The sequence below is a fragment of the Marinobacter sp. M1C genome (assembly GCF_023314135.1).
In the GTDB taxonomy this organism is placed as follows: domain Bacteria; phylum Pseudomonadota; class Gammaproteobacteria; order Pseudomonadales; family Oleiphilaceae; genus Marinobacter.
Map to the genome: position 1 here is coordinate 1,773,616 of NZ_CP092289.1, position 25,935 is coordinate 1,799,550.

Here is a 25,935-nt window from a genome sequence, read left to right on the forward strand (position 1 = left end):
GAAGCATTGGTAACCCGATTCGGGGAGCCAGACACTGTTCACGAAAGGAGAGAGCGCATGCGTAAAGGTACAGCACTGGTCGCAGGAGCCACCGGGATTACCGGTGGAAATTTGGCGTCTTATCTGGTGGCCAGCGGTTGGACAGTCTACGGGCTTTCACGACACGCCACCGAACAGAGCGGTGTAATACCAGTTGCCGCAGACCTGCTCGACGAGACCGCTACCCGGGAGGCGCTGGCTGGTCTGCCGATCACTCATGTCTTCTATTGCACCTGGGTCGGTCGCGACAACGAAAAAGCCAATATCGAGGCTAACAGCGCCATGATGCGCAATCTCTTCGCGGGGCTTGGTGATACTGATGTTCAGCACGCCTCGCTGGTCACGGGAACAAAGCAGTACCTCGGCTCGTTCGAAGCCTATGGCAGTGGTCGCACCGAAACGCCGTTCCGCGAATCCGAGCCACGTGTCCCCGGCGACAACTTTTATTACGCGCTGGAAGATGTACTGTTCGAAACCGCCGAGTGTCAGGGCTTCTCCTGGAACGTGCACCGGCCACATACGGTGATCGGCTACGCCCGCGGTAACGCCATGAACATGGGCACCACGCTTGCTGTCTATGCCTCAATCTGTAAGGCGACCGGCAAGCCGTTCGTATTCCCAGGCTCGCAGATTCAATGGAACGCGCTGACCGACATGACGGATGCGCTGGTTCTGGCGCGCCAGATGGAGTGGGCCGCAACGACGCCAGGGGCTGAAAATCAGGCATTTAACACGGTCAACGGTGACGTTTTCCGCTGGCGCCGGATGTGGCGCGAGATCGGAGAATACTTTGGTCTTGAAGTAGCAGACTGTCCCGAGACACCACAGCCACTGGAAACCCAGATGGCCGGGATCGACGCGACTTGGCGCGAAATTGCCAAGAAACATGATCTGGTCGAACCGGACGTCGCCAGGCTCGTCTCGTGGTGGCACACCGATGCGGACCTGGGTCGCGACCAGGAGTGTGTCAACGACATCACCAAATCACGCGACTTCGGTTTCGATCACTTCCGCGAGACCCGAGGGGCGTTCTCAGACCTGTTTGATCGTCTGCGCGCCGAGAAGATCATTCCCTGATGGCAGAGGGTGCCAGGCCGGCATTACCGCATTGGCCGGCAGGTGGCAGCCACTCATCTGGATCTTTGGCACCCTTGCTCCGGTTTGGCCCGAGTTCGACATACTAGTGGTCAACAAATAGCTCTCAACTGCCCATCAGTCACGCTAGGTAAAGGCGTTCACGCCCGCGGTCCAAGGCTGCCTGAATTCACTTTAGGAAAAAAGACTATGCCGAGTGGTAGCCACCATGCACTGCTACTGAGCAGTCATGCTGCGTCGCATTGACAGTACTCATGTCATGGATCTCTCGACATAGTTCTGCGCTCGGCATGAACCGCCAAGGCCAGCCAGTTGAAGCCTTCAGCTTATATCCATCACCTGCTCACACATATTGCCGAGGCGAACACGGTGGAGAGTCTGGAAGCGCTGTGGTCCGTTTTAGTGCCGCCGATGTACGTAGGATTTCAGCTTAATGAGGCCGATTATGTGGCGTATCGGCGCGCTGGGCGGGCCGCCGCCGAGGGCGTGCGGGCTTGAGGTGGGCGAGCGGGTCATCGTGGAAGGTCTGCAAAAGGTGCGCTCCGGCATCACGGTCACGCCCGTCGATAAGCGCATCGATCCGAAAGCAGTCGTGCTTAAAGGTGAAGGTGAGGACGCCCAATGATCAGCGGCGTCTTTATCCAGCGACCGAAATTCGCCTTCGTTATTTTCATTCTGATAACCCTCGCAGGCTTGCTCGCCCTCCGAGGCCTGCCGGTAAATATGTATCCCGATATGGCACCGCCCCACTATGCAGCAGGGAGCTCCCAAACCTGCTGACACCATTCTGGGACGCCAGATTGGCAAGTATTGAGCCTTGAGACACAAAGTGTTCGAGGCGAGCCCTATGTGTCAGCGAAGTCGTCGACTTACATTTCAGAGGGCATCCATGCTTCATTCTCATCGACTGGTAATGTCAGCGTTAATAAAAGTGTCAGTGAGGATTGACGATTGGGTGGGTACTCGCCGATAGTTGGTTTTGCAAACCATTCACGCTAACTGGAACCTGTTGATGATAGACAATGATACATTGACCGCACTGAAAACCGCTTTTACCTTTATGCCGCAGCCGGTGGAAGTAAACCGTTACGATTACGGTGACGATGCCGAGCGGGTGCTGGCGCAGGTGAACTTTGTGCGTGAAGTGCTGGCCCATCACGGTATAGACCCGGAAGAAGTGGCGGGTGACATCAATCCTGAATCGTCGCCGAATTCCTGCTATTAGGTTGGCGGGGGCTTAATTGGCGTAAACCTAGTAGCTGGCCCTTTGCCACTGCCAATACTCTGATATAAGCGCTGTGTCGAATTAGTTGCGGATGTACTGGCAAATGGCTATTGGTTTTCGCATCCGATAGTTGTCCAATACACTCTTTGCTGGCAATACACACAGATTCCGCAATAACCGGGTGATAAAAACACGCATGTTTCATGAGCTGAGTTTAGGCGGAATGCTGTTCAGCCCTTTGGTAGTGCTGGGGCCATTGGCGTTTTTGATGACCATGGCCACTCGTTGGGTGCTGCACCGGCTGAACTGGAGGCGTTATATCTGGAAAGATGCCTGGTTCGATGTCGGCATTTTTGTGTGTTATCTGGCGCTGACTATTTACTGGGTGGGAGACTGAAGCGGGCTTATGGGAAAATTATTGCGTGTTGGGGTTACCCTGCTGGTGGTTTTTGCGGCCATATTGGCCGGCAACTGGATATGGAATCACTATTTGCATTCGCCCTGGACCCGCGATGGCCGTATTCGCGCGGATGTCATTACCGTAGCGCCCGACGTATCCGGCTGGGTAACCCGCCTTGAAGTGAGCAACAACCAGCCGGTTAACAAGGGTGACTTGCTGTTTGTGATTGATGAATCCCGCTATCAGGCAAAAATTGCCGAAGCCGGCGCTTACCTGGCGCAAAAGCGCAGCGCCTGGGAATTGGCCCAACATCAGTATCAGCGCCGCGAAGGCTTGAGCGGCCGCCAGACTATTAGCGACGAGAATCTGGAAACTTACCGCATTCAAACTGAGTCTGCCAGAGCCAGTTACGAGTTGGCTCAGGCTCAGCTGGCAACGGCCCGTATTGACCTGCAGCGTACCCGGGTAACGGCGCCTGAAACCGGTACCGTTAGTAACCTCAGTCTGAGCAAAGGCAACTACGTGAACCAGGGCCAGCCGGTGGTGTCGCTGGTGCAGAAAGGCTCGTTCTACGTGACCGGTTACTTTGAAGAAACCAAGCTTCAGAAAATCCACGTCGGCCAGAATGCCCGGGTAACATTGATGAGCGGCGGTGAAATGCAGGGCAAAGTCACCAGTATTGCCCAAGGCATTGCCGATACCAGCGCGGGTAGCAACAGCCAATTGTTGCCACAAGTACAGCAGGCGGTGAACTGGGTACGCCTGGCCCAGCGCATCCCGGTAGATATTACTCTGAACTCACTGCCGCCAGGCCTCAATCTTAGCGCTGGTATGACGGTTTCAATTTATCTCGACACCGATCAGTAATATGCAGCTACACCCCTGGCTGGCACAGTTGCTGATGCCCGACAAGCACGCGGTGATTTTCGCCATCAAAGGCCTTGTCGCCATGGCCATGGCGCTGTTCACCTCCATGTATTTGGGGTTGGAGCGGCCGTACTGGGCCTTGGTCGCCGCTATCTTTTTACAGATTCGCCCAGAAAGCGGGATGGTGATTGAAAAAGCTTTGTGCCTGATTATGGGGTCACTGCTGGGGGGCGCTGTCGGCGTCCTCATATTGGCGCTGTTGATACCTTACCCGCTGTTGGCACTGGCCAGTCTGGCGCTTTGGGTGAGCCTGAACTCCGCGGCCGCGGCCATGGTTCACAGCAAAAACTTTATCTATGCCTTTGCCATGGCCGGCATGACAGCTGCTTTGGTGGTGATTTTGGTGATGGCCAACGCTGAAGCCGCTGGCAGCCAGGCGGTGTTTAATATTGCTCAGGCTCGTATCAGTGAAATAACCGTGGGCGCGGTGTGTGCCATGTTGGTCAGCAAGCTGCTGTGGCCAATGATGGTGAAAGATCAGATGCGCGACGACGCCCGCACGGTGATTAACAGAACCCTGGAAAATCTGACCTTTGAGTTGGACCCGCAAAGCTCCCACGATCAGCGCCATCACAGCGCTGAGCAAATCCTGGAAACCTTGGTTGCGCTGGCAGACGACTCCAGCGCCGTGGTGTATGAAAGCCTAGAGGGCCCGGGGCGCAGCCGGGCTGCTAACTTGCTCAGCAACAAGGTGTTATCGCTGGTAGCGCTCACTCAGATTCTCGGCCGTTTCCATCGTAATCACGATGACCTGTTGTCGCCAGCGTTTCGCCAGATGCTGGATGCTATGCGCATCCATTTTCGTCTGGTTGTTGCGACCGATAACTATGAGGAAGCTTACCGCCTGGCGCAGGCATTGCGACGGCAGCTGCTGGAGCAGCGGTCTGCGTTTATAGACGAGTCTGCGATCGTTACTCGCCTGGCAGGCACGGCCTTAGAGCTGGCGTCAGATCTGGCCGTGGTGTTGCGGGCCTACAACGCTCTGGAAAATCCCGACAACACGCTGTTGAAGGCCCCCAAACTGTCCACTCATCGGGACCCTCTGTTTGGCGCCATCAACGGTTTCCGTACTGGCATGGTGTTTCTTTTTGGTGCCACCGTCTGGGTAGCCACTGCCAGCCCATCGGCTATTTTAATGATGATTATACCGGTGGTTTTTTCGGTCACTTTTGCGCGCTTTTCTTTGGCCTTTTTGAAGGTGTTTCTCCGTCGCCTGCTATTGGGTGTGGTGGTCTCGATACCGGTGGCGCTGGTGTTCGGGCTAGCATTGTTATCACAAAGCAGCGGGGACTTTGAAATTCTGATACTGGTATTGGCCGGGCCTTATTATATTGGTCTAGTGGCGCTGGCCAGCCGCGAAACTTTGCCTTACGGCCTGGGTTTTTGCATTCCCTTTGCGTTGATTATCCAGCCTGGCAACAATATGACATTTAACGCCGCAGATGCCGCCAACAATGCGCTCGGCTTGTTGGTCGGTATTGGTGCGCTCTATTGGATATTTCAGTTGATTGCGCCGCCCGATAGCCAATTGATGAAACGACGACTGTTGCACGCAACGGCACGAGATCTGGTGGATATAAACAACCATCCGACGCCGGAACGCTGGTACAACGGCCGCATGGGCGAACGCCTGTTACGGCTGGCCAATTACGATCAGGAAAATAAACGCAGCGAGCGCTTTATGACCGACCTGGGTTTTACCGGCCTTAACCTGGGGCACACATCCATACGCCTGCGCAAACTGGTTCATAAACGGCGTGGACCGTTGGTAGATGCCGAGTTGCGTAATTGGCAGCAGGTGTTGGCAGACACCTACTTAATGAGTTCTCGGGGCGAATTCAACCCTGAGTTCCGCGAAGCCAGTGATCGTTTGTTGCAGGCTGTACATTCGGTGGACTTGCCAGATCAACAAACGATTGTTATCGAGGGTATGTTCGAGCGCATTGCGCTCACATTCGAGCGCACGGCGCGCACTGTGGCGAGCCTGTCAAAATCCTGAAAGAAATGTGCGTCAGCCATGGCAGTATTGTGGGTGTTTTTGCTCATGGCATAATCGGTTTTTTGATTTTCTCCAAAGCTTAAAAACCTTGCGCCGATGACGTACTGCGCCTGGGGTCTGCGCCACCGTAAAGCGTACCATCTTCGCCAATCATGATGCTCTGAATAGCGCCCATGGCCGAGTCTGTGACCACCGTGTGGCCTTTGCTTTCCAACAGTTTTACTGTGTCTGCGCTAATACCTTGCTCGATGCGAATCTGGTCTGGCAGCCATTGATGATGAATGCGCGGCACACTGACTGCGCTTTGAATGTTCATCCCGTGGTCAATCACGTTCATGATGACTTGTAGGGTGGTGGTTATGATGCGCGAACCGCCTGGGCTACCGGTCACTAGAAAGTTGCGGCCGTCTTTGCGCACCACGGTGGGCGACATAGAACTGAGCATGCGTTTGCCGGGTTCGATCTTATTGGCTGCGCCGCCGATCAAACCGTAAGCGTTGGGCACGCCCGGTTTGGCACTGAAATCGTCCATTTCGTTATTCAGTAAAAAACCGGCGCCGGCCACAGTAATGCCCGAGCCATAGCTGAAATTGATGGTGTAAGTGTTTGATACCGCATTGCCCCAGCGATCTACCACTGAAAAGTGAGTGGTTTCCGGGCTTTCATAGGCCGCCGGCTGCCCCGGTTTTATCTCGCTGGCTGGGCGGGTTTTGTCCGCCCTAATCGTGCCGCGCAATTCTTCTGCATAGCCTTTGCTGATTAATCCCGCCACCGGCACATCCACAAAGTCGGTATCGCCGAGGTATTGGGTGCGGTCTGCGTAGGCCAGTTTCATAGCTTCGGCCATATGATGTATGGCGCTGGCGGAATTGTGGCCGAATTCTGCAATGGGGAACCCTTCCAGAATATTCAGAATCTGCACGATGTGAACGCCGCCGGAGGAGGGCGGCGACATGGAGTAAATGTCGTATCCGCGATAAGTGCCGTGTACCGGTGTGCGGACGGCAGGCTTGTAGCCGGCCAGATCGGCCTCGGTAATCAGGCCGTCGTGCCGGGCCATTTCTTCAGCAATCAGGCGCGCAGTTTCGCCTTTGTAAAAGCCGTCAGTGCCTTGATCTGCAATGCGTTGCAAGGTTGCTGCCAGTTCCGGCTGGCGAAAGCGTTCGCCGGGCTGCCAGGCTGAACCGTCTTCTTTATAGAAGGTTTCCAGGGTAGCCGGCCAGCGGGTCATGCGATCGCGGGCCTGCTCCAGCCCTTCGCTGAAGCGCCGCGGCACCACAAAGCCGTCACTGGCCAGCTTTATGGCCGGTGCCAAAGCTTGCTTCAGGCTAATGCTGCCGTGGCGCTCCAGGGCTAGAGCCAGTCCGGCCACCGTGCCGGGCACGCCCGCAGCTTTGTGGGTAAAGCGGCTGCGGTTTTGGTCCACTTTGCCGTCTTCATCCAGGAACAGATCTTCGGTGGCTGCTGCCGGCGCGGTTTCGCGGTAGTCAATGGCTTCCGGCGCGGCGCCATCGCCCGGCGCTATCAGCATAAAACCACCGCCGCCAATATTGCCGGAACGGGGTTGGGTAACGGCCAGGGCAAAGCCGGCTGTGACCGCGGCATCCACCGCATTACCGCCGTCTTTTAATACCTGCAGCGCGACTTCGGTGGCCAGGGTGTGGCTGGTAGATACCATGCCCTGGGTAGCGGTTACCGAGTTAAAGCGTTCGCCCTCCAGAATGGCATTGGCGTGGGCGCCGTAACTGACCGCCAGACTAATGCTAATAATTGTTAACCTGGCGCTAATAAAAAAAGCACCCAGCACGGTGCCTTTTAATCGCTCTGAGCGGGTGTTTGAGCCTGTTTTTGAATTGGGTGCCTGTAGGTGGCTGTACATGCGTTAGCTCCTCGTTTCCAATGTTTAGATAAGCTATCATAGTCTGTCATTTTCATTGGTGCGTAATGCCGTCAGCTTGATTTTAAGTTGCGGTTTCCCCCAGCGTATCCGCTTTCCCGCGTTTGAGTTAAGGAAAGGCTTTCATGGAGCATACCTACCGTCTTGTGATTTCCTGCCCGGACGGGGTGGGGATTGTCGCAAAGGTGAGTAATTTTTTGTCCACCTATAACGGTTGGATTACCGAAGCAAGCCACCACTCCGATACCCACAGTGGCTGGTTTTTTATGCGTCACGAAATCAAGGCCAACTCGATTCCTTTTGGTCTGGAACAGTTTCGCGCAGCGTTTGAGCCCATCGCCCGGGAGTTCAATATGAACTGGCGCATCACCGATTCGGCGCAGCCGAAAAAAGTGGTGTTGATGTGCAGCAAGGAATCCCACTGCGTGGCTGATCTGCTGCACCGCTGGCAAAGCAAAGAACTGAACGTCGACATTGTGGCGGTGGTGTCCAATCACGATGATCTTCGCCGCATGGTGGAATGGCACGACATCCCTTACCACCACGTGCCGGTGAGTAAAGACAATCGCGAAGAAGCCTTTGCCCACATTGAAGACCTGTTCGAGCAGTACCAGGTAGACGTAGTGGTGCTGGCGCGTTACATGCAGGTTCTGCCGCCGGAACTGTGCGCCAAATACGCGGGCCAGGTGATCAATATTCACCACAGTTTTTTGCCTTCTTTCGCTGGCGCTCGCCCTTATCACCAGGCCTACAGCCGTGGCGTGAAGCTTATCGGGGCTACCTGTCACTACGTGACTCAAGACCTGGACGAAGGCCCAATCATCGAGCAGTCGGTGATTCGCATCACCCACCGCGATACCACCGACGACATGGTGCGCCTGGGCAAAGATGTGGAAAAAAGTGTGTTGGCTCGCGGTCTGCGTTCGCATATTGAAGACCGCGTGATCACCCACGAAAACAAGACCGTGGTGTTTGATTAACAGTCGCCCTCAAGGCCCCGGGAAGGGTGCCTGTGTGGTATACTGCGCGGCTTGTCAAAGAACTCATTAACGGGGCCTGAATTAGGCCCTGATACGATTTTCAGTTAACGTAAAGGAACCTTTCTCGATGGGTGAGTTAGCCAAAGAGATCCTGCCGGTAAATATTGAAGACGAGTTGAAGCAGTCCTACCTTGATTACGCCATGAGCGTGATTGTGGGTCGGGCACTTCCGGATGTGCGCGACGGCCTCAAGCCGGTACATCGTCGCGTACTGTTCGCCATGTCGGTGTTGAACAACGACTGGAACAAAGCCTATAAAAAGTCTGCCCGTGTGGTGGGTGACGTTATCGGTAAATACCATCCGCACGGTGACTCTGCGGTTTACGACACCATCGTACGTATGGCCCAGCCGTTTTCGCTGCGCTATCCGCTGGTAGACGGCCAGGGTAACTTTGGCTCCATCGACGGCGACAACGCCGCGGCCATGCGTTACACCGAAATTCGCATGAAGAAAATCGCCCATTCTTTGCTGGCCGATCTGGACAAAGAAACGGTCGATTTTGTGCCTAACTACGACGGCACTGAGCAGATTCCGGTGGTTATGCCGACCCGCGTGCCCAATCTGCTGATCAACGGCTCCTCCGGTATTGCCGTGGGTATGGCCACCAATATTCCGCCCCACAACCTCACTGAGGTGGTGAAAGGCTGTTTGGCGCTGATTGATGATCCAGACTTAAGCATTGATCAACTGATGGAATTCATCCCCGGTCCGGATTTCCCCACCGAGGGCATCATCAACGGTCGTGCGGGCATTGTTGAGGCGTATCGCACCGGCCGTGGCCGCGTGTACATTCGCGCCCGCCACGAAGTAGAACACGACGCCAAGACCAAGCGCGACGCGGTTATCATCACCGAACTGCCGTATCAGCTGAACAAATCGCGGTTGATCGAGAAAATCGCCGAGCTGGTGAAAGAGAAACGCCTGGAAGGCATCACCGGGCTGCGTGACGAGTCCAACAAGGAAGGCATTCGCGTTGTTATCGAATTGCGCCGTGGTGAAAATCCAGACGTAATCATTAACAACCTGTTCAAACAGACCCAGCTTGAAACTGTGTTCGGTATCAACATGGTGGCGCTGATTGACGGCGAACCGCGCATCCTAAATCTGAAGGAAATGCTGGACGCCTTTATACGTCACCGTCGCGAAGTGGTTACTCGTCGGACAATTTTTGAATTACGCAAAGCCCGCGAGCGTGGTCATATTCTTGAAGGTCTGGCGGTTGCGCTGGCCAACATTGACGAGATCATCGCGCTGATCAAAGCCTCGCCTTCGGCCTCAGAAGCCAAGGAAAAGCTAATTGCCCAGGGTTGGGGATCCGAAGATGTGATGGCCATGCTGGAGCGTGCTGGCGAAGATGCCTGCCGTCCGGACGATTTGCCGGAAATTTACGGCTTGCGCAATGGCAAATATCACCTGTCTCCGGAACAGGCCCAGGCAATTCTGGACCTGCGTCTGCATCGCCTGACCGGTCTGGAAACCGAAAAGCTGCAAAACGAATACCGCGAAATTCTGGAGCGTATTGCCGACTTGTTGGACATTCTGGGTAACCCGGAGCGCCTGATGCAGGTCATTCGCGACGAACTGCAAGCTATTGTGGAAGAGTTTGGCGACGAGCGTCGCACTGAAATTACCAGCTCCCGCCGCGATTTAACCGTGGCCGATCTGATTGATGAAGAAGAGCTGGTAGTCACCATTTCCCACAGCGGCTATGCCAAGACGCAAGCGGTGGAAGATTATCAGGCTCAGCGCCGTGGCGGTCGTGGAAAAGCGGCGACCTCTATGAAAGACGAAGATTTCGTAGAAAAACTGCTGGTGGCTAACTCTCACGACACTATTTTGTGTTTCTCCAACCGTGGCAAAGTCTACTGGTTGCGGGTATTTGAAATTCCGCGCGCCAGCCGTGCTTCACGCGGCCGCCCGATGGTGAACATTCTGCCGTTGGACGAGGGTGAACGTATCACCACCTTCCTGCCGGTTCGGGACTACCCGGAAGATCAGTTTGTATTGATGGCAACATCAGCCGGCGTGGTCAAAAAAACCCCACTGCCGAACTTTTCCCGCCCACGCAGCAGCGGCCTGATTGCGCTGTCGCTGGACGAAGGTGACACCCTGATTGGCGCGGCGATCACCGACGGCAGCGCCGAAATCATGTTGTTCTCCACCGCCGGCAAAGCGGTGCGCTTTAAAGAAGAAGCTGTGCGCCCGATGAGCCGCACCGCACGGGGTGTACGCGGTATCCGTATGGCCGGAGGCCATCACGTGGTGTCGTTGATCATTCCACAGGATAACGCCGTATTACTGATGGCGAGCGAACACGGCTACGGTAAACGCACCAACCTGGACGAGTTCCCCACTTACGGTCGCGGCAGCCAAGGCGTCATCGCCATGCAGTGCTCTGACCGCAACGGCAACCTGGTGACCGCATTGCAACTGTTCGACGGCGACGAAATGATGCTGATCTCGGACAAGGGCACGCTGGTTCGTACCCGCACCGATGAAGTGTCTGTGCTCAGTCGCAACACCCAGGGTGTGCGCCTGATCAAACTCAGCCAGGAAGATGAACGCCTGGTGGGTGTAGAGCGTATTGCGGAAACCGATGCCGAAGAAATCACCGATGAAGATGTCAGCGGCGAAAACACCGAAGTTGAAGGTGTTACAGGTGACATTAGCGATGTGCAGGCAGGCGATGAAACGCTTGACGGCAACAGCACCGATGCAGACGATAATGGCGACGCGGATGCCGGCGACGAATAAGTCGCCGCAGCCGGCACACTGAATCAGCAAGACGCGAGAGACCACAGCAACATGAGCAGGGCGTATAATTTTTGTGCAGGCCCGGCAACCTTGCCGGAACAGGTGCTGCGACAGGCACGGGATGAAATGCTCGACTGGCGCGGTACTGGCATGTCGGTGATGGAAATGAGTCATCGCAGCGACGAGTTTGTTGAAATCGCCGAAACTGCCGAGCAGGATGTGCGTGATTTAGCTGGAATATCAGACGATTACGCCGTTCTTTTCATGCAGGGCGGTGCCTCTAGCCAGTTTACGACTGTGCCCCTGAATCTGCTGGGTAACTCAGCCTCCGCTGATTACGTGAACACCGGTATCTGGTCTGAAAAAGCCATCGCTGAAGCACGCCGTTACGGTGACGTGAACGTGGTGGCGAGCTCTGCCGAGTGCGGTTTTACCACCGTGCCGGATCAGGCCGGCTGGAAAACCCGTGCCGATGCCGCTTACCTGCATTACACGCCCAATGAAACTATTGGCGGGCTGGAGTTTGATTTTGTTCCCGACAGCGGTAAGGTGCCGCTGGTTGCGGACATGTCATCCACAATGCTGTCACGCCCTATAGATGTCTCGAAATTCGGACTTATTTACGCCGGCGCGCAGAAAAACATCGGTCCTTCCGGCCTTGTGGTTGTCATTGTTCGCAAAGATTTGCTGGGTAAAGCCCACGCAAAAACCCCGACCATGATGAATTATCAGGTGATTGCTGATAACGCTTCCATGTTCAACACGCCGGCTACCTATTCCTGGTACCTGGCGGGTTTGGTTTTCAAATGGTTGAAAGATCAGGGCGGCGTAAGCGCCATAGGCGAGCTCAACGCCCGCAAGGCAAAAAAACTGTACCACTTTATTGATACTAACCCGTTCTACGCCAACCCTATTGACCCGCGCTTTCGTTCCTGGATGAACGTGCCCTTCATCCTTGCAGACGATGCGCTGAACAGCGCTTTCCTTAAAGGTGCTGATGAACGTCAGTTGCTGAACCTGAAAGGTCACCGGTCCGTAGGCGGCATGCGTGCCAGCATCTACAACGCTATGCCGGAAGCTGGCGTAGACGCACTGATCGCCTACATGGCGGAATTTGCCAAGGAGCGCGGTTAATCATGAGCGATGAGCAAGCTCGATTGGCGGAACTGCGCGACGAAATAGACAGTATTGATCAGCAAATTATGGAGCTAATCAGTGCCCGCGCCCGCTGCGCCCAAGAAGTGGCCCATGTAAAAACGGCCGCCAATCCGGGGCAGGACGTGCTTTTTTACCGGCCTGAACGCGAAGCTCAGGTGCTGCGCCGTATTATGGAGCAGAATCCGGGGCCTTTGCCCAGCGAGGAAATGGCGCGTTTGTTCCGTGAAATCATGTCGGTGTGCCTTGCGCTTGAAAAGCCCATGCACATTGCTTTTTTGGGACCGTTGGGGACCTTCACACAGGCCGCTGCGCTCAAGCACTTTGGCCATTCGGTGGTAAGCGTGCCCATGCCTGCCATTGATGCCGTGTTCCGCGAAGTGGAATCCGGGGCTGCGCACTACGGCGTGGTGCCGGTTGAGAATTCCACCGAAGGCATGATCAACCACACTCTGGATATGTTCATGTCGTCGCCGTTAAAAATCTGCGGCGAAGTGCAACTGCGCATTCACCACCACCTGATGGTGTCGCCGCAACACGATGGCGTGGAAATTACCCGAATTTACTCGCACCAGCAGTCCTTTGCCCAGTGCCGCCAGTGGCTGGATACCCACCGCTACGGCATCGAGCGTATCACCGTTTCTAGCAACGCCGAGGCGGCGCGCCGTGCCGCAGCGGAGCCTGGCGCGGCCGCCATTGCCGGTGATATGGCGGCAGAGCTTTACGGTTTGGTCAAGCTGGCCAACAGTATTGAAGACCGGCCTGACAACACCACCCGTTTTCTGATTATCGGCCGCGAAGCGGTTACCCCCAGCGGGCACGATAAAACGTCGGTGCTGGTGTCTATGCGCAATAAGCCGGGCGCCTTGTATCAGTTGTTAGAGCCGTTTCACAGCCATGGCATCAGCCTGACCCGTATTGAAACCCGGCCTTCGCAAACAGGCACCTGGGCCTATGTGTTCTACATCGATTTTGAAGGCCATATGGACGACGAACCCGCCTGCAAAGTATTGGCCGAAGTGGATGCAGAAGCGGTAGAACTCAAACGCTTGGGCTCTTACCCTATTGGTGTGCTTTAACCCGCTTAAAGGATAAATCATGGCGATTGATTACCAGAGTCTGGCAGTATCCGGTGTTCAGGCGTTATCGCCTTATCAGCCAGGCAAGCCGATTGCAGAGTTGGCGCGGGAGTTAGGCTTGAACCCGGCCGACATCATCAAGCTGGCCAGCAACGAAAATCCGCTGGGCCCCAGCCCGAAAGCCGTGCAGGCCGCGCAAAAAGCCATGGGCGAGTTGTGCTTGTACCCTGACGGTAACGGCTTTGATTTGAAACAGGCATTGTCCAGCCGTTTTGTTGTCGGAACGTCACAACTGACTCTGGGCAATGGTTCTAACGACCTGCTAGAAGTGATCGCCCGTTGCTTTGCCGGTGCTGATGACGAAGTGATCTATTCCCAGTACGCCTTTGCCGTTTACCCGATTGTGACCCAAGCGATTGGTGCACGGGGCGTGTGCGTTCCAGCGTTGAACTGGGGGCATGACCTGAATGCCATGGCAGCGGCGATTACCGAACGCACAAAACTGATTTTTGTGGCCAATCCCAATAACCCCACCGGTACAGTTCACGGCGCCAAAGCCTTACAGGCGTTTATGGACACAGTGCCCGCACGGGTGCTGGTGGTGTTAGACGAAGCCTACTGCGAATACATGCAAGGCGAGGATGACGCCGACGGCCTGTTGCTGTTGCCCGATTATCCCAATCTGATTGTTTGCCGCACTTTTTCCAAAGCCTGGGGCCTGGCGGCGCTGCGCATCGGTTACAGCATCAGCTCTGCGGCTATTGCCAACATTCTTAATCGGGTACGCCAGCCGTTTAACGTGGGCAGCGTGTCTTTAGCAGCGGCTACGGCGGTGTTGAGCGACGAAGCTTATCTGGATGAAGCACGCAGGGTGAACCGTGATGGCCTGGCTCAGCTTAGCGCTGCGTTTGATGCCATGGGACTGTCGTATATTCCGTCTACGGCGAACTTTATTGCGGTAGACGTGGGTGAGCAGGCCATGGATGTTTATCAGGCGCTTTTGGCGCACGGCGTAATTGTGCGCCCTGTCGCCGGTTATGGCATGCCGCGGCACCTGCGGGTGTCGGTGGGCCTTGCGAGAGAAAACGCGCGCTTTATTGAAGCTTTATCACAAGTTCTGATGACGTCCGGGCAGGGCGCTTAATATGCCCATAGCTCAGCTTCTGTTTCAGCGTGTTGCGGTGATTGGCCTGGGGTTGATCGGCGGCTCGCTGGCTGCGGCCCTGCGCGAAAACAAACTGGCGGAAGAAGTGGTGGGTTTTGACACCCGCGCCGACGAACTGGGCCTGGGCGTAGAGCTGGGTGTGATCGACAGCGCTGCAGAATCTGCCGCGCAGGCGGTCAGCGGCGCCGATCTAGTGGTGCTGGCAGTGCCCGTAAAAGCTATCCAGTCGGTGTTGCGGGAAATACAATCGTCGCTAAAGGTCGATGCTGTTATTACCGATGTGGGCAGTACGAAAAGCGGATTTGTAAACGATGTGCGCGCGGTTTTGGGACACTTGCCGGCAACGGTAATACCAGGCCACCCCATTGCCGGCTCGGAGAAAAGCGGCATTCGAGCGGCGAATCCGCAGCTGTTCGCCAAACACAAAGTCATTTTGACGCCTGCGGATAATGCTTGCCCGCAAGCCTTGGGCAAAGTAACCGCCATGTGGCGCGCCTGCGATGCTAACGTGCTGACCATGGCCGCGGAGCATCATGACGAAGTGTTGGCAGCCACCAGCCATCTGCCTCATCTTATCGCGTTTTCCTTGGTGGACACCCTCGCCGGCGACGACCAGAATATGGATATATTTCGCTACGCGGCCGGCGGATTCCGTGATTTTACCCGCATCGCTGCCAGCGACCCGGTTATGTGGCGTGATATTTTTTTGTCAAATCGCGACGCTGTGCTGCTCACGATCGACCGGTTTACCCAAGATCTCGACCAGCTGCGTTCGGCCATTGCCGACCAGGATGGAGACACTCTGCTGCGGGTTTTCACGCGTGCTAGAGCTGCTCGCGAACACTTTTCAAAAATGCTCTCAGGACAGGCCTACGTGACTAACAATACAGAACATCAGGTGACCTTCCGGGCTCAGCCCGCCGGCCCAATTGTGGGCGATATTCGGGTGCCGGGCGACAAATCCATGTCGCACCGCTCCATTATGTTGGGTGCCTTGGCCGAGGGCATTACCGAAGTGAACGGATTTCTGGAAGGCGAAGACAGTCTGGCCACGGTACAGGCGTTCCGCGATATGGGTGTGACCATTGAAGGCCCCGACGACGGCTTCGTGCGCATTCACGGTGTTGGAATGAACGGCTTGCAAGCGCCGCGCGGGCCCATTTATTTGGGCAACTCCGGCACAGGGATGCGGTTGTTTTCCGGTTTGCTGGCGGCTCAGGCGTTTGATTCCGAACTGGTGGGTGACGCCAGCCTTACCAAACGGCCGATGGGCCGGGTGGCTGACCCGCTGCGCGCCATGGGTGCAGTGATTGATACGGCCGAAGGCGGGCGGCCACCGCTGAAAATTCGCGGCAACCAGCCGCTGACAGGCTTTCACTACGACATGCCGGTGGCCAGTGCCCAGGTAAAATCTTGCCTGTTACTGGCAGGATTATACGCCGATGGCGTCACGTCAGTCACCGAGCCTGCACCCACGCGTGACCATACCGAACGCATGCTGGAGGGTTTTGGTTACCATGTGTATCGCGATGACGCGACCTCCAGCGTCAGCGGCGGCGGCAAGCTGGTTGCTTGCAATATTGATGTGCCGGCCGACATTTCGTCCGCGGCTTTTTTTCTGGTAGCCGGCAGTATCGCGCCAGGCTCTGACTTGACATTGCGCCATGTCGGTATGAATCCCACGCGTGTAGGGGTGATTAATATACTCCGGCTAATGGGTGCAAACATTGATGTCAGTAATGAGCGCGCGATTGGCGGCGAGCCGGTGGCGGATGTTCGCGTGCGTTACGCCCTACTAAAAGGCATCGACATTCCTGAAAGGGAAGTGCCGCTGGCCATTGACGAGTTTCCGGTGCTGTTCATCGCTGCTACTTTCGCCGAAGGCCGCACCACGCTGCGAGGCGCGGAAGAGCTGCGGGTTAAAGAAAGTGACCGCATTCAGGTAATGGCGGACGGTTTGGCAGCGGTAGGCGTTAAAACCACGGTCACCCCCGACGGCATCATTATCGACGGAGGTCAGACCATGACCGGCGGTATTGTTAACAGCCACGGCGATCATCGCATTGCCATGTCGTTTGCGGTGGCCTCACTGCGTGCAAAAGGCGAGATTGTCATCAACGACTGCGCCAACGTCGCAACGTCGTTCCCCGGTTTTGTCGAGCTGGCGCAGCAGGTGGGTATGAATATCCAAAGCCAGGGAGGTGCCTGATGGGTGTGCAGCCAGTAACGGTTATAACTGTGGATGGCCCGGGTGGTTCAGGTAAGGGTACTATTACCCAAATGCTGGCGCGCAAGCTGGGCTGGCATCTGCTGGACAGCGGTGCTCTTTATCGTTTGACTGCATTGGCGGCCGAGCGCCAGGGCGTGGCGCTAGACAACGAGCCCGCTCTGGTAGCGGTGGCGGCCAGTTTGGATGTCACTTTTGAGCCCACACCCCCCGGGGAGCCCGCAAAAGTGTTGTTGGCCGGTGAGGATGTAAACGCTGCGATTCGCACCGAACAGTGTGGCAATAACGCGTCTAAAGTGGCGGTGATGCAGTCCGTTCGAGATGCTCTGTTGCAGCGCCAGCGCGATTTTCGTAAGGCGCCAGGCCTGGTAGCCGACGGTCGCGATATGGGCACAGTGGTGTTCCCGGACGCACCGGTAAAAATCTTTTTGACGGCCAGCGCTGAAGAGCGGGCGCAACGCCGTTTCAGCCAGTTGCTGCAAGCCGGCGTCGATGTTAGTATTGCCAACGTTTTAGAAGAGATTCGGGTACGTGATGAACGGGATATGAATCGTTCAGCTGCCCCGCTTAAGCCCGCGGATGATGCGCAAGTCATTGATTCCACAGGGTTAAGCATAGAAGAGGTGTTAGACAGGTGTATGGCAGCAGTAGGCCAGGCCTGACGGCACCTCTTTGCCATTGGAAATCCGGGAACAGCATAATCTGCCAGCCCCAGGCTGATTCCGGACTTAATTAACAGACCGTGTTGCTGGCGGCACGAGATACTTGCGTTGAACATATAGGACTCATAATGAGCGAGAGCTTTGCGGATCTTTTTGAAGAAAGTCTAAAAGAAATTGATATGCAGCCAGGTTCCATTGTTCAGGGAACCGTTGTTGATATCGATAGCGACTGGGTCACCGTTAACGCCGGACTAAAGTCCGAAGGCGTTATCCCCGCCTCCCAGTTCCTGAATGAAAAAGGTGAGATGGAAGTAGTCATTGGCGACGTTGTAGACGTTGCCCTTGAAGCAGTTGAAGACGGTTTCGGCGAAACCCGCCTATCCCGCGAAAAGGCCAAGCGTGCAGAAGCCTGGACAGTACTTGAAAAGTCCTTCGCAGCGGAAGAAGTGGTTAAAGGTATTATTAACGGCAAGGTTAAGGGTGGTTTCACCGTTGATCTGGCTGGTATTCGTGCGTTCCTGCCGGGCTCCCTGGTGGACGTTCGTCCGGTTCGCGATACCGCGCACCTGGAAAACAAAGAACTTGAATTCAAGGTTATCAAGCTCGACCAGAAGCGTAACAACGTGGTTGTTTCACGTCGTGCCGTTCTGGAAGCTGAAAACAGCGCCGAGCGCGAAGCTCTGCTGGAAACCTTGACCGAAGGTCTGACAATTAAGGGTATCGTCAAGAACCTGACCGACTACGGCGCGTTCGTAGATCTGGGCGGTGTTGACGGCCTGCTGCACATCACCGATATGGCCTGGAAGCGCATCAAGCATCCGAGCGAAATCGTGAACGTTGGCGACGAAATCAACGTCAAGGTTCTGAAATTTGACCGTGAGCGCAACCGCGTATCACTGGGCTTGAAGCAACTGGGTGAAGATCCCTGGGTTGAAATCAAGGCTCGCTACCCAGAAGGTAGCAAGGTCACAGCACGCGTTACCAACCTGACCGATTACGGCTGCTTTGCTGAGCTGGAAGAGGGCGTTGAAGGCCTGGTTCACGTGTCTGAAATGGATTGGACCAACAAGAACATCCATCCTTCTAAAGTTGTCCAGGTTGGCGACGAAGTGGGTGTGATGATTCTGGATATCGATGAAGAGCGTCGTCGTATTTCTTTGGGTATCAAGCAGTGTGTATCCAACCCATGGGAAGACTTCTCTGGCAACTTTAACAAGGGCGACAAAATCTCCGGTAAGATCAAGTCAATCACTGACTTCGGTATCTTTATCGGTCTGGACGGTGGCATTGACGGTTTGGTTCACCTGTCTGATATTAGCTGGAACGAGACTGGCGAAGAAGCCGTACGTGAATACAAGAAGGGCGACGAAGTTGACACCGTTATCCTGTCTGTAGATCCCGAGCGTGAGCGTATCTCTCTGGGTATCAAGCAGCTGGAAAGCGATCCGTTTGCAGAGTTCGTTCAGTTGAATGATAAAGGCTCTATCGTTAAAGGGATTGTTTCTGCCGTCGACGCCAAGGCAGCTACTATTACCCTGAGCGATGAAGTTGAAGCCATTCTGAAGGCTTCCGAAATCAGCCGTGACCGTGTTGAAGATGCACGCAACGCGCTGAAGGAAGGCGAAGAAGTTGAAGCTAAGATCATTAGCATTGATCGCAAAAACCGCATTATCAACCTGTCCGTCAAGTCGAAAGACGTTGAAGACGACAAGCAGGCTATTGAGACTGTGCGTACCAAGACTGCAGAAAGCTCCTCCGGTGCGACCACCATTGGTGATCTCATTAAGGAACAGATGCAGCAGCAGAACGCCAACAAAGATTAATTTCTGAGTTGTGTCAAAAAAACGGGCTCTAAGAGCCCGTTTTTTTTGTGTTTTTTTTCGGTGTGGCTAAACTACAGCCATGGTAAAGTAGATTCATTCATCGAATAATAACGCAAGAGGGGAACACCTCATGACAAAGTCGGAATTGGTTGAGTTAATCGCTTCAAAGCAGACGCAGTTGTCGGTAAAAGATGTGGAACTGGCGGTAAAAACCATCATCGAGCATATGTCCCGATCCTTGGCAGATGGCCAGCGCATCGAAATTCGCGGTTTTGGTAGTTTTTCTCTCCACCATCGCGCCGCGCGGGTAGGGCGTAACCCGAAATCCGGTGAAGCCGTGCAATTACCGGCAAAATTTGTGCCCCATTTCAAACCGGGCAAAGAGCTGCGTGAACAGGTCAACGAGAGCCTGAAACAAGGTTTCTGATGTTGCGTTGGGTGCCGTTTCTCAATCGGGCCTGAACGGCCTTCAGGAGTTCTATTGTTATGGCGGGATTACAGAAAATCCTGATCGTTCTATTGGTATTAGTGCTGGTTCTGTTGGCACTGGTGTTCTCGTTGAATAATCAGATGGCCGTTCCGCTGAACTTTCTGGTTTTTGAAACCCGCCCCTATAGCGTGGCCATGTGGATTATTCTGGCTTTTGTGCTGGGAGCGCTGATGGGCGTTTTGATGGCCACACTGGCTACGGTAAAAGCCAAAGTGTCGCGGCGATCCCTACAGAAAAAACTTGCACGTACCGAACAAACACTTGAAAAAGAGCGGGCCCAGAACGACCGGACGGTTTAATGGACATGATGTTTCAGTGGCTGCTGGTTAGCACGGCAGTCGCGGTTGGTTGGGCAGTTGGCCGCTTCGGGGGTTCGCGCAGCCGCAATGAAGTAATAGCCGATGAAGAATCGGTGCGTGACCGTTTGCAATTTCTGTTCACCAACTACTCCGACCAGGCCGTTGATAACTTTGTTCAGTCACTGGCGGTCAACCGCGACACCGTTAGCCTGCATTTATCCATTGGCAGTCATTTCCGTAACAAAGGCGAAACAGACCGAGCAATTCTGATTCATCAGAATTTACTTGACCGCCCTGAGCTTCCCGCCCGTTATTCTCCTCAAGTGACTCTGGAGCTGGCTCTGGACTATCTCAATGCTGGTTTGCTTGATCGTGCAGAGGCGCTGTTGCAGCAGCTGATGGGCGATCGTGAGTACGGCCGCAGTGCTGCAGTCCAACTGATTGATCTGTACGAGCGCGAGCGGGAGTGGGATAAAGCTTCGCGGGTAGCCCACACGCTCACCCGCGGTGACGCAGATCCGGCCATGTTTAAAATTCTGGCCTATCTGACCTGCGAAAAATCGGAGCAAGCACTGCGCCAAGATGACCGCTGGGGCGCCCAGCGCTTGGCCAAAGAAGCGCTGGAGTTCGACCGTTCTTGCGTGCGCGCTACACTGATACTGATGAAATTGCTGACCCGGCAGGGCAGCTTCCGCGAAGCCGGCACTATGGCGATTAAAGTGTTCGAACAGAACTCCGACTTCGGCCCGGAAGCCATCGACCAGCTGATGACGCTGGAACGCGAACACGGCGACATCGGCAAGCTCGGTGGTAAGTTGCGCAAACTTTATGAAAGCTACCCCAGTACCAGCTTGCTGCTGGCGCTGGTAGAGTCGGTAGAGCGCCGCTCCGGCCGTCTGGCAGCCATTGACCTGCTTCGTGGTGAATTGGAAGCTCGCCCTAGCGTACGTGGCTTGTTGCAGCTGGTGGAAATGGCTGGTTACGAAAAAAGCATGACCACCGATGAAGGCCGTCTGGTCAGCCGTATCGGCGAACTGATACTGCTTAACCGTCCGGTTTACCGCTGCGTAAACTGCGGTTTTGATGGCCAGCAGCTGCATTGGCTTTGTCCGAGTTGCCGCCAATGGGAAACCGTTCGTCCGATACAGGGCGTAGACGCAGAATAAACCAGCGTTCCGCCACACATCACATTCATTCATTTAACGTCAGGAACCTCAGCGTGCAAGGCACCCTAGTATCCCCCATCATTGTTGCCCTCGATTTCCCCTCTGATCAGCCCGCATTAGCCCTGGCCGATCGGCTGGATTCAAAAAAGTGCCGCCTGAAAGTGGGCAAAGAGCTGTTCACCAGCAGTGGTCCGGCTTTAGTTCGTGAGCTTCAGCAGCGTGGCTTCGAGGTGTTTCTGGATTTGAAATTCCACGACATTCCCAATACCGCCGCGGGTGCGGTTGCCGCAGCGGCTGACTTGGGTGTGTGGATGGTGAACGTGCACGCCTCCGGCGGCGAAAAAATGATGATCGCTTGCCGCGAACGCCTGGAACGCTTCGGCGCCGACAAGCCGCTGCTGATTGCGGTCACCGTACTGACCAGCATGACGGAACACGATCTTAGCGGCATCGGCATCAATGTCTCCGCCGAAGAGCATGTATCGCGCCTGGCCACCCTGACCAAAAACTGCGGCCTGGACGGCGTCGTCTGCTCAGCGCAGGAGGCGCCCAAGCTAAAAGCAGAGCAGGGCGCAGCCTTCCAGTTAATCACCCCCGGCATCCGCTCGGCCAGCGCCGACAAAGGCGACCAGCAGCGCATTATGACCCCCGCAGCGGCCTTAAAAGCCGGCTCCGACTACCTGGTCATTGGTCGCCCAATAACCCAGGCTGCTGATCCTCTGGCTGCTTTGGAAGCGATCTATGCTGAGGTGGCGGGCTTGTAGCTCGCTGCTGTTTCTGGCTTTACCACGGCAAACATCAGAACGAAAAAGCCCGCTAATCCAAAGAATTAGCGGGCTTTTAAATAGTGGCTCCCCGAGCTGGGCTCGAACCAGCGACAAACGGATTAACAGTCCGTTGCTCTACCAACTGAGCTATCAGGGAACATCGTCGTAAGACGAAGCGCGTATACTAGACATGCCGCCTCGCCTCGTCAACCCCTCCGGGGAAATTATCCCAGAGCTTTCTTCAGCCGTTCAATCGCGTTCTTAAGAATTTCCTGACTGGTGGCGAAACTCAATCGCATGTGCCCTGGCATACCAAATGCCGAGCCAGGAACCAGCGCTACGCCTGCTTCTTTCAACAGCTTTTCCGCGAACTCCACATCATTGCTCACGCTACTATCAGCGTCAATCGCGCCCTGAAAACTAGGGAATACATAAAAAGTACCGTCGCCTTTCAAGCACTCAACGCCCGGCAAGGTGTTCAAGGCCTCTACCAGGTAATCGTGACGTTCGTGGAACGCTGTTACCATGGTCTGCACGCAGTCTTGACTACCATCCAGTGCCGCTTGCGCAGCTGCCTGTGAAATAGACGCCGGGTTAGACGTGCTTTGCGACTGAATCTTCTTCATCGCGCCAATAACCTTGGCAGGGCCTGCGGCATAACCGATACGCCAGCCAGTCATGGAATAGGCTTTAGACACGCCGTTCAACACAAAGGTACGATCGTACAATTCCGGGGTGGCGTTCAGAATGTTGCAAAAAGGCTTACCCGTCCACAAAATGGGTTCGTACATATCGTCGGTTGCAATCATCACCTGCGGGTACTTTTTCAGCACCTCGCCCAAAGCTTGCAATTCTTCGAGAGTGTACGCCATGCCGCTGGGGTTAGACGGGCTGTTGATCACAAACAGGCGGGTGCGATCGTTGATCGCGTCTTCCAGTTGCTGTGGGGTGATCTTGAAGCGGGTTTCGGCGGTGCTTTCCAGAATGACGGGCTTGCCTTCGGCTACCAGCACCATGTCCGGGTAAGACACCCAATAAGGCGCAGGAATAATGGCTTCGTCGCCGGCGTTCAGAACGGCCAGGGCAAGGTTGAAAAAGCTTTGTTTGCCACCACTTGATACCAGTACCTGGTTGGCTTCGTAATCTAGGCCATTGTCGCGTTTGAATTTCGCAATAATCGCCTTCTTCAACGCCGGAGTGCCGTCGACCGCGGTGTATTTTGTCTGGCCGTTGTGAATGGCCTCAATCGCAGCCGCCTTGATGTGATCTGGCGTATCGAAGTCTGGCTCACCAGCGCCAAGGCCAATAATGTCCTGGCCTGCAGCACGAAGTTCTGCCGCTTTGTTAGTGACTGCTAGAGTGGGGGAAGGCTTGATTGACTGTACACGGCTGGAAAGTTGAAGGTCCAAACTTGCGCTCCTTAAAGCTGCATCTAAAAAAGGCTGCGATCGGCCGGAGTCAGCTGCGCTGGCTGAACCTCCTCCAGCCGTCGATCAGGAAGATATTAGCACGAAGCCGGCGCAACACTAAATTTCTCTGTATTATTTACCTACTATCTAAACACTGTCTAAGCACTATCTATGCCCCGTATCTCGGTAAGATAGTGCCAATTTCCACGGCTTACAGAGCCATCGAGGATTTTCTCAGGTTATGGTCAACAGCTTTGAAAACGTTGAACAACCCAATGTGGGTGAGGGCGCTTTTCAGGTGCACTCACCCTACCTTCCGGCCGGTGATCAACCTAAAGCCATAGAAGCCCTGGTGGACGGTATCAAATCGGGGCTGGCCCACCAGACCCTGTTGGGGGTGACTGGTTCCGGTAAAACCTTCACCATTGCCAATGTCATCCAGCAGATTCAGCGGCCCACCATCGTGATGGCGCACAACAAGACTCTGGCTGCCCAGCTGTACGGCGAATTCCGCGAATTTTTCCCGAATAACGCGGTCGAATATTTCGTGTCTTACTACGATTATTACCAGCCAGAAGCCTACGTGCCGTCATCCGACACGTTTATTGAAAAAGACGCCTCCATCAACGAACACATCGAGCAGATGCGGCTGTCGGCGACAAAAGCTCTGCTGGAACGCCCGGACGCAATCATTGTGGCGACGGTATCGGCCATTTACGGTCTGGGTGACCCACAGTCTTACAAAAAGATGATGTTGCACCTGGATCGCGGTGATCAGATGGATCAACGTCTTATTTTGAAGCGTTTGGCTGAATTGCAGTACACCCGTAACGACATCGAATTTCATCGCGCGAATTACCGCGTGCGCGGCGATGTGATCGACGTGTTTCCGGCGGAGTCGGAAAAAGAAGCCATCCGCATCGAGCTGTTTGACGACGTGGTAGAAAATCTGAGCTTTTTCGATCCGCTGACCGGTGAGATGCTACGCCGTGTGCCGCGGGTAACGGTATACCCCAAATCTCATTACGTAACGCCTCGGCAAAACGTTCTGGATGCAATTGAGCATATTCGGGTGGAGCTGGACCAGCGCCTGACGCAGTTGCGCGACAACAACCGCTTGGTGGAAGCCCAGCGCCTGGAAGAGCGTACCCGTTATGACATGGAGATGATGCAGGAACTGGGTTACTGCAACGGTATCGAAAACTATTCCCGCTACCTGTCGGGCCGGCCCCCCGGTGAGCCGCCACCCACGTTATTTGACTACCTGCCTGCGAACGCTTTACTGGTGGTGGACGAATCCCACGCCAGTATTCCGCAGATCGGCGCCATGTATAAAGGCGATCGCTCGCGCAAGGAAACCCTGGTGGAATACGGTTTTCGCTTGCCGTCGGCGCTGGACAACCGCCCCATGCGCTTTGAAGAGTGGGAGCGCATTGCGCCGCAGATGATTTTTGTGTCGGCCACCCCCGGTAACTACGAAGCTGAGCACCAGGGCCAGGTGGTTGAACAAGTTGTTCGGCCGACCGGCCTGCTTGATCCAGAAATTGAAGTACGGCCAGCGTCTACACAGGTTGACGATCTGATATCAGAAATTCACGCCAGGGTAGCGGTCAACGAGCGGGTGCTGGTGACCACACTCACCAAGCGTATGTCAGAAGATCTCACCGACTTTTTGATGGAGCACGATATCCGCGTACGCTATCTGCACTCGGATATCGACACAGTCGAGCGTGTGGAGATAATCCGCGATTTACGCCGCGGCGAATTTGATGTGCTGGTGGGTATTAACCTGCTGCGTGAAGGACTGGATATGCCGGAGGTGTCGTTGGTGACTATTCTGGATGCGGATAAGGAAGGCTTTCTACGTTCCGAGCGTTCGCTGATTCAGACCATTGGCCGCGCCGCCCGTAACATCAACGGCAAAGCGATTCTGTATGGCGACCGCATTACCGGCTCTATGCAGCGGGCGATTGATGAAACCGCGCGCCGGCGCGCTAAACAGGCGGAACACAACGAAATACACGGCATTACGCCCCAGGGCCTGACCAAAAAAATTGCGGATGTGATGGAAGGCGCCAGCAGTGGTGGCCGTGGCCGCAACAAATCGAAGCGTCCGGGCCAACAGGCCGCAGAAGAAGCCGAACATTACCGCACTCTGGTGGGCAACAAGTCGCCACAGGAAGTTCACAAGGAAATATCGCGACTGGAAGACGAAATGTACAAGGCTGCTGCCGATCTGAATTTCGAGACGGCGGCGCGATTGCGTGATGATATTTCCGAATTAAAAGAAGCGTCGCTGCGCACCGGATAACCGGT

22 protein-coding genes and 1 tRNA gene are annotated in these 25,935 nt (G+C 55.1%); 20 read left to right on the plus strand and 3 right to left on the minus strand.

Features of this window, described 5'->3' with window-relative positions; all coding sequences use genetic code 11:
• Nucleotides 1-57 precede the first annotated feature (57 nt).
• The 7 genes from MIH19_RS08455 (at nucleotide 58) to MIH19_RS08485 (ending at nucleotide 5,685) form a co-directional block, all read left to right on the plus strand.
• On the plus strand, nucleotides 58-1,116 hold the full coding sequence (locus MIH19_RS08455) for an SDR family oxidoreductase (protein WP_249008442.1): 1,059 nt from the start codon (nucleotides 58-60) through the stop codon (nucleotides 1,114-1,116).
• 463 nt (nucleotides 1,117-1,579) lie between these two features.
• Nucleotides 1,580-1,759 (plus strand): hypothetical protein, encoded by a 180-nt coding sequence (locus MIH19_RS08460; RefSeq protein WP_249008443.1) that lies wholly within the window; start codon nucleotides 1,580-1,582, stop codon nucleotides 1,757-1,759.
• Nucleotides 1,756-1,914 carry an efflux RND transporter permease subunit gene (locus MIH19_RS08465; RefSeq protein ID WP_283164106.1) on the plus strand — a complete coding sequence of 53 codons (159 nt, stop codon included), beginning with the start codon at nucleotides 1,756-1,758 and terminating at the stop codon, nucleotides 1,912-1,914. The genes MIH19_RS08460 and MIH19_RS08465 overlap by 4 nt, the downstream gene beginning before the upstream one ends.
• A gap of 232 nt (nucleotides 1,915-2,146) precedes the next feature.
• The gene (locus MIH19_RS08470) at nucleotides 2,147-2,359 is read left to right on the plus strand and encodes a penicillin-binding protein (RefSeq protein WP_249008444.1); all 213 of its coding nucleotides are present in this window, start codon (nucleotides 2,147-2,149) and stop codon (nucleotides 2,357-2,359) included.
• 196 nt (nucleotides 2,360-2,555) lie between these two features.
• The gene (locus MIH19_RS08475; protein WP_018403546.1) at nucleotides 2,556-2,756 is read left to right on the plus strand and encodes a DUF1656 domain-containing protein; all 201 of its coding nucleotides are present in this window, start codon (nucleotides 2,556-2,558) and stop codon (nucleotides 2,754-2,756) included.
• 9 nt (nucleotides 2,757-2,765) lie between these two features.
• Nucleotides 2,766-3,626: an HlyD family secretion protein gene (locus tag MIH19_RS08480; protein ID WP_249008445.1), complete on the plus strand. Its 861-nt coding sequence runs from the start codon at nucleotides 2,766-2,768 to the stop codon at nucleotides 3,624-3,626.
• Nucleotide 3,627: 1 nt separating this feature from the next.
• Nucleotides 3,628-5,685 (plus strand): FUSC family protein, encoded by a 2,058-nt coding sequence (locus MIH19_RS08485; protein WP_249008446.1) that lies wholly within the window; start codon nucleotides 3,628-3,630, stop codon nucleotides 5,683-5,685.
• A gap of 79 nt (nucleotides 5,686-5,764) precedes the next feature.
• Here MIH19_RS08485 and ggt read toward each other — a convergent pair whose 3' ends face one another.
• A complete protein-coding gene (gene ggt, locus MIH19_RS08490) occupies nucleotides 5,765-7,564 on the minus strand; it encodes a gamma-glutamyltransferase (protein WP_249008447.1) in 1,800 nt (599 codons plus the stop codon).
• Between the two features lie 143 nt (nucleotides 7,565-7,707).
• Here ggt and purU point away from each other — a divergent pair, with 143 nt between their 5' ends.
• From purU to pyrF, 12 genes are all read left to right on the plus strand, one after another.
• Nucleotides 7,708-8,562, plus strand: a complete 855-nt coding sequence (gene purU / locus MIH19_RS08495; RefSeq protein ID WP_249008448.1) for a formyltetrahydrofolate deformylase — start codon at nucleotides 7,708-7,710, stop codon at nucleotides 8,560-8,562.
• A gap of 127 nt (nucleotides 8,563-8,689) precedes the next feature.
• On the plus strand, nucleotides 8,690-11,377 hold the full coding sequence (gyrA, locus tag MIH19_RS08500) for a DNA gyrase subunit A (RefSeq protein WP_249008449.1): 2,688 nt from the start codon (nucleotides 8,690-8,692) through the stop codon (nucleotides 11,375-11,377).
• A gap of 51 nt (nucleotides 11,378-11,428) precedes the next feature.
• Complete coding sequence (serC, locus tag MIH19_RS08505) at nucleotides 11,429-12,511, plus strand: 3-phosphoserine/phosphohydroxythreonine transaminase (RefSeq protein ID WP_249008450.1); 1,083 nt, start codon at nucleotides 11,429-11,431, stop codon at nucleotides 12,509-12,511.
• 2 nt (nucleotides 12,512-12,513) lie between these two features.
• Nucleotides 12,514-13,611, plus strand: coding sequence for a prephenate dehydratase (gene pheA / locus MIH19_RS08510; protein ID WP_249008451.1), 1,098 nt, complete (start codon nucleotides 12,514-12,516; stop codon nucleotides 13,609-13,611).
• Between the two features lie 19 nt (nucleotides 13,612-13,630).
• Nucleotides 13,631-14,755 carry a histidinol-phosphate transaminase gene (hisC, locus tag MIH19_RS08515; RefSeq protein ID WP_249008452.1) on the plus strand — a complete coding sequence of 375 codons (1,125 nt, stop codon included), beginning with the start codon at nucleotides 13,631-13,633 and terminating at the stop codon, nucleotides 14,753-14,755.
• A 1-nt stretch (nucleotide 14,756) separates the two neighbouring features.
• The gene (locus tag MIH19_RS08520) at nucleotides 14,757-16,985 is read left to right on the plus strand and encodes a bifunctional prephenate dehydrogenase/3-phosphoshikimate 1-carboxyvinyltransferase (RefSeq protein ID WP_249008453.1); all 2,229 of its coding nucleotides are present in this window, start codon (nucleotides 14,757-14,759) and stop codon (nucleotides 16,983-16,985) included.
• Nucleotides 16,985-17,665 (plus strand): (d)CMP kinase, encoded by a 681-nt coding sequence (cmk, locus tag MIH19_RS08525; protein WP_249008454.1) that lies wholly within the window; start codon nucleotides 16,985-16,987, stop codon nucleotides 17,663-17,665. Before MIH19_RS08520 ends, cmk begins: the two co-directional genes overlap by 1 nt.
• A gap of 128 nt (nucleotides 17,666-17,793) precedes the next feature.
• On the plus strand, nucleotides 17,794-19,488 hold the full coding sequence (gene rpsA, locus MIH19_RS08530; RefSeq protein WP_249008455.1) for a 30S ribosomal protein S1: 1,695 nt from the start codon (nucleotides 17,794-17,796) through the stop codon (nucleotides 19,486-19,488).
• Nucleotides 19,489-19,618: 130 nt separating this feature from the next.
• Nucleotides 19,619-19,915 carry an integration host factor subunit beta gene (locus MIH19_RS08535; RefSeq protein WP_014870821.1) on the plus strand — a complete coding sequence of 99 codons (297 nt, stop codon included), beginning with the start codon at nucleotides 19,619-19,621 and terminating at the stop codon, nucleotides 19,913-19,915.
• A 59-nt stretch (nucleotides 19,916-19,974) separates the two neighbouring features.
• The gene (locus MIH19_RS08540) at nucleotides 19,975-20,277 is read left to right on the plus strand and encodes a LapA family protein (RefSeq protein ID WP_249008456.1); all 303 of its coding nucleotides are present in this window, start codon (nucleotides 19,975-19,977) and stop codon (nucleotides 20,275-20,277) included.
• Nucleotides 20,277-21,443: a lipopolysaccharide assembly protein LapB gene (gene lapB, locus MIH19_RS08545; RefSeq protein ID WP_249008457.1), complete on the plus strand. Its 1,167-nt coding sequence runs from the start codon at nucleotides 20,277-20,279 to the stop codon at nucleotides 21,441-21,443. The genes MIH19_RS08540 and lapB overlap by 1 nt, the downstream gene beginning before the upstream one ends.
• Nucleotides 21,444-21,496: 53 nt before the next feature.
• Complete coding sequence (gene pyrF, locus MIH19_RS08550; RefSeq protein WP_249008458.1) at nucleotides 21,497-22,207, plus strand: orotidine-5'-phosphate decarboxylase; 711 nt, start codon at nucleotides 21,497-21,499, stop codon at nucleotides 22,205-22,207.
• Between the two features lie 84 nt (nucleotides 22,208-22,291).
• Here pyrF and MIH19_RS08555 read toward each other — a convergent pair.
• Together MIH19_RS08555 and MIH19_RS08560 are read right to left on the minus strand one after the other, a co-directional pair.
• Nucleotides 22,292-22,367 (minus strand) — tRNA-Asn (locus MIH19_RS08555).
• A gap of 67 nt (nucleotides 22,368-22,434) precedes the next feature.
• Nucleotides 22,435-23,619, minus strand: a complete 1,185-nt coding sequence (locus MIH19_RS08560; protein WP_249008459.1) for a pyridoxal phosphate-dependent aminotransferase — start codon at nucleotides 23,617-23,619, stop codon at nucleotides 22,435-22,437.
• A 241-nt stretch (nucleotides 23,620-23,860) separates the two neighbouring features.
• On the opposite strand from MIH19_RS08560, the gene uvrB reads away from it, so the two are divergent.
• Nucleotides 23,861-25,930 (plus strand): excinuclease ABC subunit UvrB, encoded by a 2,070-nt coding sequence (uvrB, locus tag MIH19_RS08565; protein WP_249008460.1) that lies wholly within the window; start codon nucleotides 23,861-23,863, stop codon nucleotides 25,928-25,930.
• Nucleotides 25,931-25,935: the final 5 nt, after the last annotated feature.